This is a genomic window from Pseudomonas sp. H2_A10 (assembly GCF_054680085.1).
The window spans coordinates 16324-32401 of record NZ_CP162821.1 but is presented as its reverse complement, the minus strand read 5'-3'; the positions used below and the strand labels follow the sequence as shown (position 1 = coordinate 32401).

At 62.0% G+C, this 16078-nt stretch carries 12 protein-coding genes and 2 pseudogenes; 4 read left to right on the top strand and 10 right to left on the bottom strand.

Annotated elements, in window-relative coordinates; translation table 11 throughout:
* Nucleotides 1-47 precede the first annotated feature (47 nt).
* Nucleotides 48-1589 carry an alkaline phosphatase D family protein gene (locus tag AB4O23_RS00130; RefSeq protein WP_135196375.1) on the top strand — a complete coding sequence of 514 codons (1542 nt, stop codon included), beginning with the start codon at nucleotides 48-50 and terminating at the stop codon, nucleotides 1587-1589.
* 56 nt (nucleotides 1590-1645) lie between these two features.
* Here the strand turns inward: AB4O23_RS00130 and AB4O23_RS00125 are convergent, their stop codons facing one another.
* Together AB4O23_RS00125 and AB4O23_RS00120 are read right to left on the bottom strand one after the other, a co-directional pair.
* Entirely contained in the window at nucleotides 1646-4171 is a 2526-nt protein-coding gene (locus AB4O23_RS00125; RefSeq protein ID WP_068938060.1) for a PepSY domain-containing protein, read from the bottom strand.
* A 136-nt stretch (nucleotides 4172-4307) separates the two neighbouring features.
* Nucleotides 4308-4847 (bottom strand): annotated as a pseudogene (locus tag AB4O23_RS00120) (TonB-dependent receptor); the annotation flags it as partial.
* Between AB4O23_RS00120 and AB4O23_RS00115 the strand changes: the two are divergent.
* Nucleotides 4842-5252 (top strand): annotated as a pseudogene (locus tag AB4O23_RS00115) (Fe2+-dependent dioxygenase); the annotation flags it as partial. The pseudogenes AB4O23_RS00120 and AB4O23_RS00115 overlap by 6 nt on opposite strands.
* 1 nt (nucleotide 5253) lies before the next feature.
* Entirely contained in the window at nucleotides 5254-6009 is a 756-nt protein-coding gene (locus AB4O23_RS00110) for a tetratricopeptide repeat protein (RefSeq protein ID WP_065877303.1), read from the top strand.
* A 55-nt stretch (nucleotides 6010-6064) separates the two neighbouring features.
* Here the strand turns inward: AB4O23_RS00110 and AB4O23_RS00105 are convergent, their stop codons facing one another.
* From AB4O23_RS00105 to AB4O23_RS00085, 5 genes are all read right to left on the bottom strand, one after another.
* Nucleotides 6065-7228, bottom strand: a complete 1164-nt coding sequence (locus tag AB4O23_RS00105) for a type III PLP-dependent enzyme (protein WP_014716890.1) — start codon at nucleotides 7226-7228, stop codon at nucleotides 6065-6067.
* A gap of 419 nt (nucleotides 7229-7647) precedes the next feature.
* Complete coding sequence (locus tag AB4O23_RS00100) at nucleotides 7648-8805, bottom strand: osmoprotectant ABC transporter ATP-binding protein OsmV (RefSeq protein ID WP_017530141.1); 1158 nt, start codon at nucleotides 8803-8805, stop codon at nucleotides 7648-7650.
* Nucleotides 8802-9455, bottom strand: coding sequence for an ABC transporter permease (locus tag AB4O23_RS00095; RefSeq protein ID WP_017530140.1), 654 nt, complete (start codon nucleotides 9453-9455; stop codon nucleotides 8802-8804). Before AB4O23_RS00095 ends, AB4O23_RS00100 begins: the two co-directional genes overlap by 4 nt.
* A 12-nt stretch (nucleotides 9456-9467) precedes the next feature.
* The gene (locus tag AB4O23_RS00090; protein ID WP_137219978.1) at nucleotides 9468-10361 is read right to left on the bottom strand and encodes a glycine betaine ABC transporter substrate-binding protein; all 894 of its coding nucleotides are present in this window, start codon (nucleotides 10359-10361) and stop codon (nucleotides 9468-9470) included.
* Between the two features lie 20 nt (nucleotides 10362-10381).
* Nucleotides 10382-11134, bottom strand: a complete 753-nt coding sequence (locus AB4O23_RS00085) for an ABC transporter permease (protein WP_263290767.1) — start codon at nucleotides 11132-11134, stop codon at nucleotides 10382-10384.
* A gap of 294 nt (nucleotides 11135-11428) precedes the next feature.
* Between AB4O23_RS00085 and AB4O23_RS00080 the strand changes: the two genes are divergently transcribed.
* The gene (locus tag AB4O23_RS00080; protein ID WP_017530137.1) at nucleotides 11429-13012 is read left to right on the top strand and encodes a peptide chain release factor 3; all 1584 of its coding nucleotides are present in this window, start codon (nucleotides 11429-11431) and stop codon (nucleotides 13010-13012) included.
* Between the two features lie 199 nt (nucleotides 13013-13211).
* On the opposite strand, the gene AB4O23_RS00075 is transcribed toward AB4O23_RS00080, so the two are convergent.
* Genes AB4O23_RS00075 through AB4O23_RS00065 form a run of 3 tightly spaced genes read right to left on the bottom strand, consistent with a single transcriptional unit; the run spans nucleotide 13212 to nucleotide 16073 of the window.
* Nucleotides 13212-14183, bottom strand: a complete 972-nt coding sequence (locus AB4O23_RS00075) for a peptide ABC transporter ATP-binding protein (protein WP_068938064.1) — start codon at nucleotides 14181-14183, stop codon at nucleotides 13212-13214.
* Nucleotides 14183-15151 (bottom strand): ABC transporter ATP-binding protein, encoded by a 969-nt coding sequence (locus AB4O23_RS00070; protein WP_017530135.1) that lies wholly within the window; start codon nucleotides 15149-15151, stop codon nucleotides 14183-14185. The genes AB4O23_RS00075 and AB4O23_RS00070 overlap by 1 nt, the downstream gene beginning before the upstream one ends.
* Nucleotides 15152-15161: 10 nt before the next feature.
* Nucleotides 15162-16073, bottom strand: coding sequence for an ABC transporter permease subunit (locus AB4O23_RS00065; RefSeq protein ID WP_460150358.1), 912 nt, complete (start codon nucleotides 16071-16073; stop codon nucleotides 15162-15164).
* Nucleotides 16074-16078: the final 5 nt, after the last annotated feature.

The following is a 16078-nucleotide window of genomic DNA, read 5'->3' as shown; positions in this document are numbered from 1 at the left end:
ATTCCTGCGTGTTTAAGTGCCCTTTTGATTCTCAAGAGGGCACCCGCATGAGCCACTTCGATCTGGGCCGTCGCCGCGTGATGCAAGCCGTCGGCGCCGGTCTTTTGCTGCCGGGCCTGGCGCCTGCGGTGATCGCGTCGGTCAAGGACCGGCCGCAACTCACTGACGGTGTGCAGTCCGGCGACCTGCTTGGCGACCGCGCCATGATCTGGAGCCGCAGCGACCGCCCGGCGCGCATGGTGGTGGAGTGGGACACCCGCAGTGTCTTCAGCAACCCGCGTCGATTCGTTTCGCCGCTGGCCGATAACCGCAGCGACTTTACCGCCCGCGTTGAACTCAGCGGGCTGCCCGCCGACCAGGCGATTTTCTACCGCGTGCACTTCGAAGATGCCCAGACGGGCATCGCCAGCGAGCCCTGGTTTGGCCACCTGCGCAGCGTGCCGCAACAGCGGCGCGACATCCGCTTTGTGTGGAGTGGCGACACCGTCGGCCAGGGCTTCGGCATCAACCCGGACATCGGCGGCATGCGCATCTACGAAGCCATGCGCCTGCGCCTGCCGGACTTCTTTATCCACAGCGGCGACACCATCTACGCCGACGGCCCGGTACCGACGCAACTGACCACCGAGGACGGGCGCATCTGGCGCAACATCACCACCGAAGCCAAGAGCAAGGTCGCCCAAACCCTTGACGAATATCGCGGTAATTACCGCTACAACCTGCTGGATGAAAACGTGCGCCGCTTCAATGCCGAGGTGCCGCAGATCTGGCAGTGGGACGACCACGAGGTGGTGAATAACTGGTCGCCAAGCAAGCAGCTCGATGAGCGTTACCAGACCAAGGACGTCAACACCTTGGTGGGGCGCGCGCGTCAGGCCTGGCTCGAATATGCGCCGATGCGCCTGCAGAGCGCCGACGGCGGTGGGCGGATTTATCGCAAGCTCAGCTACGGCCCGTTGCTGGATGTGTTCGTGCTCGACATGCGCAGCTATCGCGGTGGCAACGATGACAACCTGGGCGGCGCCAAACCCTTCCTGGGCCGCGAGCAACTCGATTGGCTCAAGCGCGAACTCAAGGCTTCCACGGCGCAGTGGAAGGTAATTGCCGCGGATATGCCGATTGGCCTGGGTGTACCCGACGGTGAAGTCAGCCCCGGCGTGCCACGCTGGGAAGCCATTGCCAATGGTGACCCTGGCGCGGCGCAAGGTCGCGAGCTGGAAATTGCCGAGCTGCTGGGCTTTTTAAGGGCGCAACAGGTGCGTAACCACCTGTGGCTGACGGCGGATGTGCACTACTGCGCAGCGCATCACTATCACCCGGACCGCGCAGCGTTCCAGGATTTCGAGCCGTTCTGGGAGTTTGTCGCCGGGCCCCTGAATGCGGGGAGCTTCGGGCCCAATCCATTGGATAAAACCTTTGGCCCGGAGGTGGTGTTCGAGAAGGCACCGCCGGCGCAAAACACCTCCCCATTTGCCGGGTTTCAGTTTTTTGGCGAGGTGAACATCGATGGTCAGACGGCGGAGTTGACCGTGATATTGCGGGACTTGGATGGGATCTCGGTGTTCCAACAGAAGCTGCAACCAACCTGACTTGAAATGCAATCCAAATGTGGGAGGGAGCAAGCCCCCTCCCACATTGGATCGCGTCAGTACACGTCTCTACGGTAACGGCCTTGCTCGATCAAGCGTTCCACCGCCTCACGTCCGAGGATATCCAGCAGTGCCTGATCCACGCCCGCCGCCATCCCCTGCAAACTGCCGCACACATAAATCGCCGCGCCATCGGCCAGCCATTTGCGCACGACATCCGCCGATTCGCGCAGTCGGTCCTGTACGTAGATCTTCTCTGCCTGATCCCGCGAGAACGCCAGGTCCAGCAAGGCCAGATCACCGCTGGCCAGCCAGCTTTGCAGCTCATCCCGGCACAGATAGTCGTGGGCGATATTGCGTTCGCCGAACAACAACCAGTTGCGCTGCTGGCCATCGGCAATGCGTGCCTTAAGCAGGCTGCGCAGTCCGGCGAGGCCGGTGCCGTTGCCCAACAGAATCAGCGGCACCGGCGCATCCGGCAGATGGAAACCACTGTTGCGCCGCAGGCGCAGGCTGATGCCCGAGCCGACCGCCGCGTACTCGGTGAGCCAACCCGAACCCAGGCCCAGGCTGCCGTCGGGGTGGCGTTCCTGGCGCACGATCAGTTCCAGGACGCCGTCGCTGGCAATCGAGGCGATGGAATATTCACGCATGCCCAGGGGCACCAGCGCGTCCACCAGCGCCTGGGCGTGCAGGCCGACCAGATGGGTGCGGTTGTCCGGCAGTTGACGGCTGGCCAGGGCCTGGTTGAGAGGCTGCGCCAGCCCGTCGATCAGTACATCGTCGCTGCCCGCCAGGCCCAGGCCGTCAAGGAAGTGCTCGAGGGCCGATGGGCAGTTGCGCGGCAGCACTTCCACCAGGTCACCGGCTTGCCAGGTGTGCGGCTTGGGCGGGGTGAGGCCCAGCAGGTATACCGCCGAGCCGCTGCTGTTGGCGTTGAGCAGGCGGCGCTGGCTGAGCGTCCAGAGTTCGTACTGCGCGGTGGGCCATGCCGTTGCGGGCGCGTGGCCGGTCAGTTGCCCCAGTTGTTGTTGCCAATGCAGCAGCGCGGCGGTGTCGCCGCTGTCCACTTCCACCGGGGCGAACAGCGGGTTGCCGCCCTGGTTGGTCAACCAGAAATGCAGGCGCCGGGCAAAGCCGCAGAAGTGCTCGTACTGGCGATCACCCAGGGCCAGCACCGAGTAGTTCAGGCCCTTGAGGGAGAGGGCTTGCCCAAGCACGCTGCGTTCGAAACCGCGGGCGCTGTCGGGCGCTTCGCCGTCGCCGAAGGTGCTCACCACAAACAGTGCGTGGTGCGATTGGCACAGGTCATCCTGGCTGACGCTACCCAGCGGCTGCACCTTCACCGGCAGGCCGGCCGCCTGCAATTGCGCGGCGGTCTGCCAGGCCAGCTGTTCGGCAAAACCGCTCTGGCTGGCAAAGCCGATCAGCCAGGCCGGCGCATCGCTGTGGTTGGCGCCGAGGCCTTGGCGGGCATCGCGCACCTGGCGCTTTTTGCGACGACGGTCCAGGTACAGCAGCCAGCCGGTGATAAAGAACAACGGCATCAGCATCGAGCTGAGGGTGAGGAGAATGCGCCCGGTCAGGCCGAAATAGCTGCCGGTGTGCAGTGCGTAAAGGCTGGTCAGCAACTGCGCCTTGAAGCTTTTGTTGGCGTACTGATCGTGGGATTTGACCTCGCCGGTGGCCGGGTCCAGGTTGATCTGGTTCAGCGCGCGGTCATGGGGTGAGTTTTGCAGTAGGTAATAGACCGTGGCGGGCTGCCCGGCGACTGCCGGCATACGGATGTTGTAGGCGCTCAAGCCGGGGCCGGCGTTGCTGTAGATACTGCTCCAGATCGCCTCGTAATTGGCGACCGGCGCCGGGCCGGCGGGGGCTGGGCCGCGTGTGCGCACCCGTTCGTTTTGCGGGGCGTCGGACAGCAGCTTGGTCAGGCCCTGGCTGTACCAGTCGTAGGACCAGGACAGGCCCGTCAACGCTGCCAGCAGATAGGCCAACAGGCACCAGGTGCCGAATACCGAGTGCAGGTCCCAATTGAAACTGCGGCCCTTTTTGCGCCAGTCCAGGGTCAGCCACGCACGCCAGTTCGCGACCTGGCGCGGCCAGCGCAGGTACAGGCCGGAGAGGCAGAAGAACACCAGGATCAGGGTGCAGGCGCCGGTGATCTGCCGCCCGGTTTCACCCATGGCGAGGAAACGGTGCAATTGCAGGATAAAGCCGAAGAAGTCCTGGCCGACCACATCACCCCGATAGTCGCCGGTGTAGGGGTCGAAGTAGCGCATCTGGCCCCGGCGCTCGCCCGGCGGCGGGGTGAAGGACACGCGTGCGGCGAGGCCGCTGTCGCGTTCTACCCAGAGCATGGCCACGGTTTTGCCTTCGGTGGCTTCCAGTTTGCGCACCAGTTCGGCGGGTGGCAGCACGCCGGCTTCGCGTTTTTCTACGCTCAGTACGCTGGGGTTGAGCGCGCGCAGTAGTTCATCCTGAAACGAGACCGCCGCCCCGGTGATCCCCATCAAGGCCAGCACCAGCCCGGCAGTGATGCCGAAGAACCAGTGCAACTGGAACAGGGTTTTCTTCAACACGTCTGACCGCCTCGTCTATCTGGGTATGTAGGGCACGGCGCGCATTATGCCGTGGCTTGTCGAGAAACATTCTGTTTTACATAAAAAAGCCCCGCGCATCCGATGCGTGGGGCTGTTTGCTGCGTGTCGCGGCGGTTTAGAAGTGGAAGCTGGTGGTCAACAATGCCGTACGCCCAGCCGCCTGGTTGGCGAAGTGCGAGCCGTAGGCCTTGTCGTAGTAGACCTTGTCGGTCAGGTTTTGCACGTTCAGTTGCAAGTCGACGTTCTTGGTCAGCTTGTAGCTGGCCATGGCGTCGTAGCGGGTGTACGACGGCACGTAAACGGTGTTGCCCACATCACCGTAAACGTCGTCGACATAGAACGCGCCGCCGCCGACGGTCAGCTTCGCGGTGACGTCGTAGGTGGTCCACAGGCTGAAGCTGTTCTTCGGCGTGTTGGGCATTTGGTTGCCCTCGTTGGAACCGGCGCTGATTACCCCGTTGCGCCCGTTACGACCGGCCTTGACCAACTCGCTGTCCAGATAACTGTAGCCGGCGAACACTTGCCAGTGATCGGTGAGCTTGCCGCTGGCGGACAACTCGATGCCATCGACCTGGGATTCACCGGCATTCTGGTAGGTGAGCGCGTCGACCAGGATGCGCGTGTTTTTCTTCTCGGTGCGAAACACCGCGGCAGTTTCGACTTTCATATCGATAACGCGGTGCGCCAGCCCAAAGGCAGCCACGAGCGTGTGCGCACTGATCTGTCATCCACCCTGTTCTTCAGCGACCCCGACGAATACGACGGCGGCGAATTGGAGATCCAGGACACCTTCGGCCTGCAGCGCGTCAAGTTGCCCGCCGGCGACATGGTGCTGTACCCAGGCTCGAGCCTGCACAAAGTCAACGCCGTAACCCGTGGCGCGCGCTACGCCTCGTTCTTCTGGACCCAAAGCCTGGTGCGCGAAGACAGCCAGCGCACCCTGTTGTTCGAGATGGACGGTGCGATCCGGCAACTGACCGCCGACGTACCCGACCACCCGGCGTTGATCCAGCTCACCGGCACCTACCACAACCTGTTGCGTCGCTGGGTGGAGGTCTGAGATGGGGTTTTTATTGCGCCGCGCAGAAGTGCTCAACGTCGAACAATTGCAGCGCATGCTTGACGACTCGCCGGTGCGCGCCGCCCAGGCGATCCTGATCGCGGCGAAGGAGGGCGTGGTCGATGCCCAGGCCCTGCTCGGGCAAATCCTGCTGCAAGGACGCGGTATTGCCCGTGATGAAGCGCTGGCGCTGCGCTGGTTTCGCATCGCGGCGCAGGGCGGTCACCTGATGGCGCGCAATATGGTCGCGCGTTGCCTGGAACATGGCTGGGGCTGCCCGGCCGATGCGGTCGCGGCGGCGCAACAATACCGTCTGGCCGCCGAGGCGGGGCTGGATTGGGCGCAGTACAACTACGCCAACCTGCTGGCGACCGGTCGCGGTGTGGCTGAGGACCAGCCGCAAGCACTGCGCTTGTATCGTCTGGCGGCGGAGCAGGGCCACGCCAAGTCGATGAACCTGCTGGGGCGCTACCTGGAAGACGGCCTGTATTGCCCGAGGGACCCGCAGGCCGCCGTGGACTGGTATCGCCGCTCAGCCGAAGGCGGGGATTTCCGTGGGCAGTTCAGTTATGCGGCGGTGCTGGCGGATAGAGGCCAGGTCGAGGCGGCGCTGGAGTGGCTGCACAAAGCGCTTGCCGGCGGCAATCTGAAGTTTTTGCGGGTGGCCCACAAGGCGCTGGCGGCGGCCAACGATCCGCCGATTCGCGCGATGGCCGAGGCCTACCGACAACGCGCCGCCAGCCTTCCCGAGGCATAAAAAAACCCATGACACGTCATGGGTTTTTCTTGCAGCTTAAAACTTGCTGCTGCTGTTAAACATAAAACGACTTCAACGGTGGAAAGCCATTGAACTCAACCGCGCTGTAGCTGGTGGTGTACGCACCGGTCGACAGCCAGTACAGACGATCACCGATCGCCAGGTTCAGCGGCAGGCCGTACTTGTAGTTTTCGTACATGATGTCGGCGCTGTCGCAGGTGGGGCCGGCGATGACCACTTCTTCCATCTCGCCTTTCTTCTCGGTCCAGATCGGGAACTTGATGGCTTCGTCCATGGTTTCGATCAGGCCGGAGAACTTGCCCACATCCGTGTACACCCAACGTTCCACGGCGGTACGCGATTTGCGCGCTACCAGCACCACTTCACTGACCAGGATGCCGGCGTTGGCGATCAGCGAACGGCCCGGCTCCAGGATGATTTCCGGCAGGTCGTCGCCGAAGTCTTCCTTGAGGAAGCGGATGATTTCTTCTGCGTAGGTTTCCAGGCTGTTGGTGCGGGTGATGTAGTTGGCCGGGAAGCCGCCACCCATGTTGATCAGCTTGAGATGGATGCCGTCTTCTTCCTTCAGGCGTTCGAAAATCACTTTGACCTTGGCGATCGCCGCGTCCCACACGCTGATGTCGCGCTGTTGCGAGCCGACGTGGAAGGAGATGCCGTAAGGCACCAGGCCCAGGTCACGGGCCAGGATCAGCAGGTCCATGGCCATGTCGGTCTGGCAGCCGAATTTGCGCGACAACGGCCAGTCAGCCGTGGTCGAGCCTTCGGTGAGGATACGCACATACACTTTCGAACCCGGCGCGGCCTTGGCGATGTTGCGCAGGTCGGCTTCGGAGTCGGTGGAGAACAGGCGCACGCCCTTCTCATAGAAGTAGCGGATGTCTTTGGATTTTTTGATGGTGTTGCCGTAGCTGATACGGTCGGCGCTGACGCCGCGGTCCATGACCTTGTCCAGCTCATAGATCGAGGCGATGTCGAAGCTCGAGCCTTTGTCCTTGAGCAGGTCGATGATTTCGACGGCCGGGTTGGCCTTGACCGCGTAATACACTTTGGCGAATTCGAAACCGGCGCGCAGGTCGTCGTAGGCCTGGCTGATCATCGCGGTATCGATCACCACGAACGGGGTTTCTTGCTTGTCGGCAAACGCCTTCATTTTGTCAAAAGTGGCGCGTGCGAAATAGTCTTCGACGTTGATCGACATGCTGGGAACTCCTAAGGGCAAACTGTATTAATCAATGGGTGCAACTGAACGTCCTCCGTATCCCCACTTTGGTTCGCCTACTTCCCAAGGCATGTCGCCGAAAGCAAAAAGGCCATGGGAGTTACCGCTTCCCTTGGCCTTGCTGTCTCGTCGTCAGTACTTGAGCCGGATGGATCGTTTCCAGCATGGACGTTCGGCGCGAACTTTAGGGCTTGATGGGCGTGGGATCAACTAAAAATGTCGCGTTTCTGCACGCGTTCGTCGCGCGATGGCGTGCAGCTACTTATGTAACCGACCGGTGTGACGGATTGATGTTCCCCGGATGAGGCAAATCGACGGTATTTCGCTGACACACGGGAGGCCCAAGTGGGAGGGGCATGCCCCCTCCCACATTTTGAACGGCGTCGTGTCAGTTCAGATCAGGCGAGGGCGGTTTCGGCAGGCGAAACAATACTGGTCTTGCCCCCACGCGACTTACCGGAGCTCAGGTACTCGGCAATCGACTCCTGGGTCACTTCACCCAGGAACACGCGCTCCGCATCCATCACCGGCAACCACGAACGGTTGAACTCGTACATGCGCGACAGCAGGATGCGCAAATGCTCGTCATACGCCGCCGTGGCATTGAACTCGCGCAGGTACTGGCCGCAAGTGCCGGCCTGGCGGTGCAGGTCGCGACGACGCACATAACCCAGCGCCTTGTTCTCGGCGCAGGTGACCACCACATAACGGCGGTCCGTTTCGTCCATCAACTCCAGCGCTTCGGCCACCGGCGTTTCCGGGCTCACCGAGGGGGCGTTGTCGGCTGCGTCTTCGGCCTTCACCAGCAACAGGCGCTTGAGGGTGCTGTCCTGGCCCACGAAGTTGCTGACGAACTCGTCGGCCGGGTGGGCCAGCAAGGTGTCCGGATGGTCGATCTGCAACAGCTTGCCGGCGCGGAAGATCGCAATCTTGTCGCCCAGCTTGATCGCTTCATCGATGTCGTGGCTGACCATGATCACGGTCTTGTTCAGCGCGCGTTGCATCTCGAAGAACTCGTTCTGGATCATTTCGCGGTTGATCGGGTCGACCGCGCCGAACGGCTCATCCATCAGCAGCAAGGGCGCATCCGCCGCCAGGGCGCGGATTACACCGATGCGCTGTTGCTGCCCGCCCGACAATTCACGCGGGTAGCGGTGCAGGTACTGCTTGGGCTCCAGCTTGATCATGCTCATCAACTCGCGGGCGCGGTCGTGGCATTTCTGCTTGTCCCAGCCGAGCAGCTTGGGCACGACCACGATGTTCTCCTCGATGGTCATGTTGGGGAACAGGCCGATCTGCTGGATGACGTAGCCGATGTTGCGACGCAGGGTCACTTCGTCAAGGTCAGTGGTGTCTTCGCCGTTGATCAGGATCTTGCCCGAGGTGGGCTTGATCAGGCGGTTGATCATTTTCAGCGTGGTGCTTTTGCCGCAGCCCGAGGGACCGAGGAACACGCAAATTTCGCCTTCATTGACGGTCAGGCTTACGTCGTTAACGGCAGTCACGGTTTTGCCGTTGCTTTGAAAAGTCTTGGACAGGTTTTGAAGTTCGATCATTTGAGTAATCCTTTTGGAGTCAGCGAGCGTTGCAACCACTGCAGAAGCAGGTCGGCGAAGATGGCCAGGAGACTGACCAGCACGGCGCCGACGATCAGCATCGACATATCGCTGCGGCTGATGGAAGCCAGAATAAGTACACCCAGGCCACCGGCGCCGATGGTGGCGGCGATGGTCATCACACCGATATTCATCACCACGGCGGTGCGCACACCGGCGAGGATCACCGGCACGGCGATCGGCAGCTCGACCATGCGCAGGCGCTGGCCGAAGGTCATGCCGATGCCTCTGGCGGCTTCGCGTATGCCGGGCTCGACGCCGGTCAGGGCCAGGTAGGTGTTACGCATGATCGGCAGCAGGGAGTAGAGGAACACGGCGGTGATCGCCGGCATCGGCCCCAGGCCCTGACCGAACGTGGAGTAGAACGGCAGCAGCAGGCCAAACAGGGCGATGGACGGCACGGTCAGCAGCACCGTCGCGCTGGCCTGCAACGGGCCGGCCAGGGTCGGGAAACGTGTCATCAGGATGCCCAGCGGCACGCCGATAAAAATCGCGAGGATCACCGCGATGCCGACCAGGGTGATGTGCTGCCAGGTCAGGTGCAGGACCTGGGCCCAATCAAGATGGGAAAAGGCGTTTAAAAATTCCATGTCTTCTCCTCTTTAGTTGATGGGGTGTTGGCGCAGGAAGTCGGCGGCAACGGTGGACGGGCTTTCATGGCCGACGTCGACCCGAGCGTTCAGTTGGCGCATGGTTTCATCGTCGAACAGGTTGGCCAGTGGCTTGAGTTCGGCGGCCAGCTGCGGATGCTGGTCCAGGTATTCCTGGCGGATCACGGGGGCTGCGGTGTAGTCCGGGAAGTAGTGCTTGTCGTCTTCGAGCAGCTTCAATTTGAACGCATTCAAGCGACCGTCGGTGGTGTAGACCAAACCGGCGAACACCTGGCCGTTACGCAGCGCGGTATAGACCAGGCCAGCGTCCATCTGCCGGGTGTTCTTGCGCGTCAGGTTCATGTCGTACAGCTTGACCATGCCCGCCAGGCCGTCGGAGCGGTTGGCGAACTCAGTGTCCAGGGCGACCAGGCGGTGTTCCTTGGTGTCTTGCGTCATGGCCTTGGTGAGGTCGCTGATGCTGTTGATCTCGGGATGTTGCTCGGCGACTTTCTCCGGCAGCGCCAGGGCGTAGGTGTTGCTGAAACGCGACGGCGACAGCCAGACCAGGCCTTTTTTCGCGTCGAGTTCTTTCACACGGGCGTAAGACTGTTCGCTGTCGAGTTTTTCATCGATGTGGTTGTAGGCCACCAACGACACGCCGGTGTATTCCCAGATCAAATCCAGTTGCCCGCTTTCCTGGGCACTGCGCGCCAGGTTGCTGCCCAGGCCGCCGGTCACGCGAGCATCGTAGCCCTTGGTACGCAAGTACTGGGACGTGATTTCGGCGAGCAGGGTCTGTTCGGTGAACACCCGGGCGCCGATACGGATCACGGGTTTTTCGGCGGCTTGCGCAATGCCTGCAAGCAGCAGGGCGCAGCCTAATATCAAGCTTAGTTTTTTCATGTGATTTCCTTGGGCAAGCCTTAAGACGCGCGTACTCCGCGCTCCAGCCAGAGGCGGCTGGCCATGGTCACCAAACCGTCGAGCAGCAATGCCAGCAATGCGGTGCACGCGGCGCCGAGCAGCAGTTGCGGCTGATTGTTCAGGGCGATGCCGGGGAAGATCAGGCTGCCCAGGCTGTTGGCGCCAATCAGGAAGGCCAGCGGCGCGGTGCCGACGTTAATCGCCAGGGCCACGCGCACACCGCCGATGATGATCGGCACCGCGTTGGGCAACTCCACGCGAAACAGCACCTGGCGCGGCGTCATGCCGATGCCGGTGGCGGCTTCCTTGAGCGAACCTTGAACGTTTTTCAGGCCTTCGTAGGTGTTGCGCACGATGGGCAGCAGGGAGGCAAGGAACAGCGCGAAGATGGCCGGGCCACTGCCGATGCCAAGGACGCCGAGAGCGATGGCCAGTACGGCCAGGGGAGGGACGGTATTACCGATGTTGAAGATCTGCATGAAGCGTTCTGCGCGCCCGACCATGTTCGGTCGGCTGAGCAGGATACCGGCGGGGATGCCCACAACGAGGGCCGCCAGCATGGAGGCTAGAACGAGGATCAAATGTGCTTGCAGGTAAAACAACAAATCGTCGCGGTACAGTTCGATCGTGTTGATGCCGATCCAGTGGACCAGCAGGGCCAGGAGCGCGACGACAACCGCGCCTCCTATAAGCCCTTTGCCATAGCGAATAGCCACAGGCGGACTCCTTTTTTCTTTTGTCGGCGAACACATTCTCCGGCGGCAATGCCATTGCTGGCTGCCTTTGAGTGTGGTCGCGAAAAGCAGCTCGTCGATACCGGCAACGCGGTATGTATCGAGCCATGAGCGCAGCCTCGTAAGGCTAACTTGCTGATTTTTCAGCCCCTGTTCCGAGTGCGGTAGCAGGGGAGTGGACGTCTCCACCTTTTAAAAGGTTCCACACTTGGGCGCATTTAGCCACCCCTGATGGGCCCAACGGTGGTCCGTGCCCTCGCGTTTGCGCTATACTCGCCGCCCTTTTTTGACTCACCTGCCAGGCGATTTCCCATGACCCACCAGGCCGCCGAAGTCGCGAAACGCCGCACTTTCGCCATTATTTCCCACCCCGATGCCGGTAAAACCACCATCACCGAGAAGCTGTTGCTGATGGGCAAGGCAATCGCTGTGGCCGGCACGGTGAAGTCGCGCAAATCCGACCGCCATGCAACATCCGACTGGATGGAGATGGAGAAGCAGCGGGGTATTTCCATTACCACGTCGGTCATGCAGTTCCCGTATCGCGACCACATGGTCAACCTGCTCGACACCCCGGGCCACGAAGACTTCTCCGAAGACACCTACCGTACCCTCACGGCGGTGGACTCGGCCTTGATGGTCCTCGACGGCGGTAAGGGCGTCGAGCCACGCACCATCGCGCTGATGGACGTGTGCCGTCTGCGTGACACGCCGATCGTCAGCTTCATCAACAAACTCGACCGCGACATCCGCGACCCCATCGAGCTGTTGGATGAAATCGAAGCGGTCCTGAAAATCAAGGCCGCGCCGATCACCTGGCCGATCGGTTGCTACCGCGACTTCAAGGGTGTGTACCACCTGGCCGACGACTACATCATTGTCTACACCGCCGGCCACGGTCACGAACGCACCGAAACCAAGATCATCGAGAAGCTCGACTCGGACGAAGCCCGCGCCCACCTGGGTGACGAGTACGACCGCTTTGTCGACCAGCTGGAACTGGTGCAGGGCGCCTGCCATGAGTTCAACCAGCAGGAATTCCTCGACGGCCAGTTGACCCCGGTGTTCTTCGGGACGGCCCTGGGCAACTTCGGTGTCGACCATGTGCTCGACGCCGTCGTGGACTGGGCGCCGAAACCCCTGGCCCGTGTCGCCAATGAGCGCACGGTGGAACCGGTCGAAGAAAAATTCACCGGCTTCGTGTTCAAGATCCAGGCGAACATGGACCCCAAGCACCGCGACCGCATTGCCTTCATGCGCATCTGCTCCGGCAAATACGAAAAAGGCATGAAGATGCGCCACGTGCGCACCGGCAAGGACGTGCGCATCGGCGATGCCCTGACGTTTTTCTCCTCCGAGCGTGAGCAACTGGAAGAGGCGTTTGCCGGCGACATCATCGGCCTGCACAACCACGGCACCATCCAGATCGGCGACACCTTCACCGAAGGCGAAGCGCTGGGCTTCACCGGTATCCCGCACTTCGCCCCGGAACTGTTCCGCCGCGTACGCCTGCGTGATCCGCTCAAATCCAAGCAACTGCGCCAGGGCCTGCAGCAATTGGCGGAAGAGGGCGCCACCCAGGTGTTCTTCCCCGAGCGCAGCAACGACATCATCCTCGGCGCCGTCGGTGTGCTGCAGTTCGATGTGGTGGCCAGCCGCCTGAAAGAGGAATACAAGGTCGAGTGCTCCTACGAGCCGATCACCGTGTACTCCGCGCGCTGGATCGAGTGCGGCGATAAGAAGAAGCTGGAAGAGTTCTCCAACAAGGCCGTGGAAAACCTCGCGGTGGACGGCGGCGGCCACCTGACCTACCTGGCCCCGACACGGGTCAACCTGGCATTGATGGAAGAGCGTTGGCCGGACGTGAAATTCCGCGCGACCCGCGAGCACCACTGATTCCTGAGCGCGGCTGAACAAAAAAGTGGGAGGGGTGATCCTCTCCCACTTTTTTTGATCTCCAGTAGCCATGGGAATCCGATAGCTAAGTCGCCAAAAAGAAAGCCCCTCCCGCCAGGCTGATGCGCAACCTGATGGGAAGGGCTGTAAAACTCAAGAGAGGCTCTGGATTGAAAACCCAGAGCCTTTTTTGTGGCGGTCAGGCCACAAACTGCTCCGCGTAGTGGCAAGCCACCTGGCGGTTGTCCAAGGCGCGCAGTTGCGGCTCCTCGGTGCTGCAGCGTGCCGTCGCATACGGGCAGCGCTTGTGGAAAGCACAGCCGGACGGCGGGTTCAGTGGGTTGGGCAACTCGCCGACGATTTTGATCTTCGGCTTGTTCGGGTCCGGGTGGATGGTCGGTGTGGCCGACAGCAGCGCCTGGGTGTAGGGGTGCAGCGGGCGGGCGTAGATATCTTGCTTGGGGCCCACCTCAACCGGGCGACCGAGGTACATCACCATCACGTCATCGGCCACGTGTTGCACCACCGCCAGGTTGTGCGAGATGAACACGTAGGCGGTGTTGAACTCCTGTTGCAGGTCCATGAACAGGTTGAGCACCTGGGCCTGGATCGACACGTCCAGGGCCGAGGTCGGTTCATCCGCCACCAGCACTTTGGGTTGCAGCATCATTGCGCGGGCGAGGGCGATGCGTTGGCGCTGGCCACCCGAGAACATGTGCGGGTAGCGCTGATAATGCTCGGGGCGCAGGCCCACCTGCTTCATCATCGCCTGCACTTTCTCGCGGCGTTCGGCGGCGGACAGGTTGGTATTGATCAACAGCGGCTCGCCGAGTTGATCGCCGACCTTCTGGCGCGGGTTCAACGACGCGTAGGGGCTCTGGAACACCATCTGCACGTCTTTGCGCAATTGCTTGCGCTGGGCCTTGTCGGCGCCGGCGACTTCCTGGCCGGCGATTTTCAGCGAGCCTGAAGACGGCTCTTCGATCAGCGTCAGCGCACGGGCCAGGGTGGATTTGCCGCAGCCCGACTCGCCGACCACGGCAAGGGTCTTGCCGGCTTCGAGTTCAAATGACACACCATTAAGCGCGCGTACCAACGCATGGCCCTTGAACAGGCCACGGGACACTTCGTAGTGACGGGTAAGGTCGCGGGCGGTAAGAACGACGGCCATTACGCCACCTCCTGGTTCAAGGGGTAGAAGCAGCGCGCAAGGCTGTTGCTTTTCGGATCAAGGCCGGGGCGCTGGGTGCGGCAGTTTTCCTGCACATACGGGCAACGCGGCGACAACAGGCAGCCCTGCGGGCGGTCGTAACGGCCGGGCACGATGCCGGGCAACGTGGCCAGGCGTGTCGCGCCGAGGCTGTGCTCGGGGATCGCCTTGAGCAACGCTTCGCTGTACGGGTGCGCCGGAATGTCGAACAGTTGCGGTACCTGGCCGACTTCCACCGCTTGGCCGGCGTACATCACGCACACGCGCTGGGCGGTTTCCGCGACGACCGCAAGGTCGTGGGTGATCAGCACCAGGCCCATGTTCTGCTCTTTTTGCAGGGCCAGCAGCAGGTCCATGATCTGCGCTTGAATCGTCACGTCCAACGCTGTGGTCGGTTCGTCGGCGATCAATAGCTTCGGCTCGCCGGCAATCGCCATGGCAATGGCCACGCGTTGGCTCATACCACCGGACAGTTGGTGCGGGTAGGCGTCCATGCGGCTGGCGGCGCCCGGTATTTCGACTTTTTCCAGCAGTTCGATGGCGCGCTTGCGGGCTTGCTTGCCGGACATCTTCAGGTGCAGGCGCAACACTTCTTCAATCTGGAAACCCACGGTGTAGCTGGGGTTCAGCGCGGTCATCGGGTCCTGGAACACCATCGCCAGGTCTTTGCCGACGATCTGGCGGCGCTGGCGGTTGCTCAGCTTGAGCATGTCCTTGCCGTCGAAGGTCAGCGCATCGGCGGTGACGATGCCGGGGTGCTCGATCAGGCCCATCAGCGCCATCATGGTCACGGACTTACCCGAACCCGACTCGCCAACGATGGCCAGGACTTCGCCTTTGTCGACCGACAGGTCGAGGCCATCGACCACCGGCACGGCGGTCTTGTCGCCGAAGCGCACATTGAGATTCTTGATTTCTAACAGTGACATGGGAATCTCCTCAGGCGGCGTTCTTGAGTTTCGGGTCCAGCGCATCGCGCAGGCCGTCACCCATCAAGTTGATTGCCAGCACGCTGAGCAAAATAGTCAAACCAGGCAGGCTCACCACCCACCAGGCGCGTTCGATGTAGTCACGGGTCGAGGCCAGCATGGTGCCCCACTCAGGCGTTGGCGGTTGTACGCCCAGGCCAAGGAAGCCCAGCGCCGCGGCGTCGAGGATCGCCGAGGAGAAGCTCAAGGTGGCCTGTACGATCAGCGGCGCCATGCAGTTGGGCAGCACGGTGATGAACATCAGGCGCGGCAGGCCGGCACCGGCGAGGCGCGCGGCGGTCACGTAGTCGCGGTTCAGTTCGCCCATCACGGCCGCGCGGGTCAGGCGCACATAGGACGGCAACGACACGATCGCGATAGCGATCACGGTGTTGATCAGGCCAGGGCCGAGGATCGCGACGATGGCCACGGCCAGCAGCAGCGACGGCAGGGCCAGCATGATGTCCATCAGACGCATGATGGTCGGGCCGAGCAGACGCGGGAAGAACCCGGCGAACAGGCCTAACAGAATGCCCGGGATCAACGACATCACTACCGATGACAAACCGATCAGCAGCGACAGGCGCGAGCCCTGGATCAGGCGCGAGAGCAGGTCGCGGCCCAGTTCGTCGGTGCCGAGCAGGAACTGGATCTGCCCGCCTTCGAGCCACGACGGCGGGGTGAGCAGGAAGTCGCGGTACTGCTCGCTCGGGTTATGCGGTGCCACCCATGGCGCGAAGATCGCGCAGAACACGATCAGCAGCATGAACAGCAGGCCGGCAACCGCGCCTTTGTTCTTGGAGAAGGCTTGCCAGAATTCTTTGTACGGGGACGGGTACAGCAGGCTTTGATCGACTGCCGACGCTTGTGTAGGTGTGGTCATGGTCA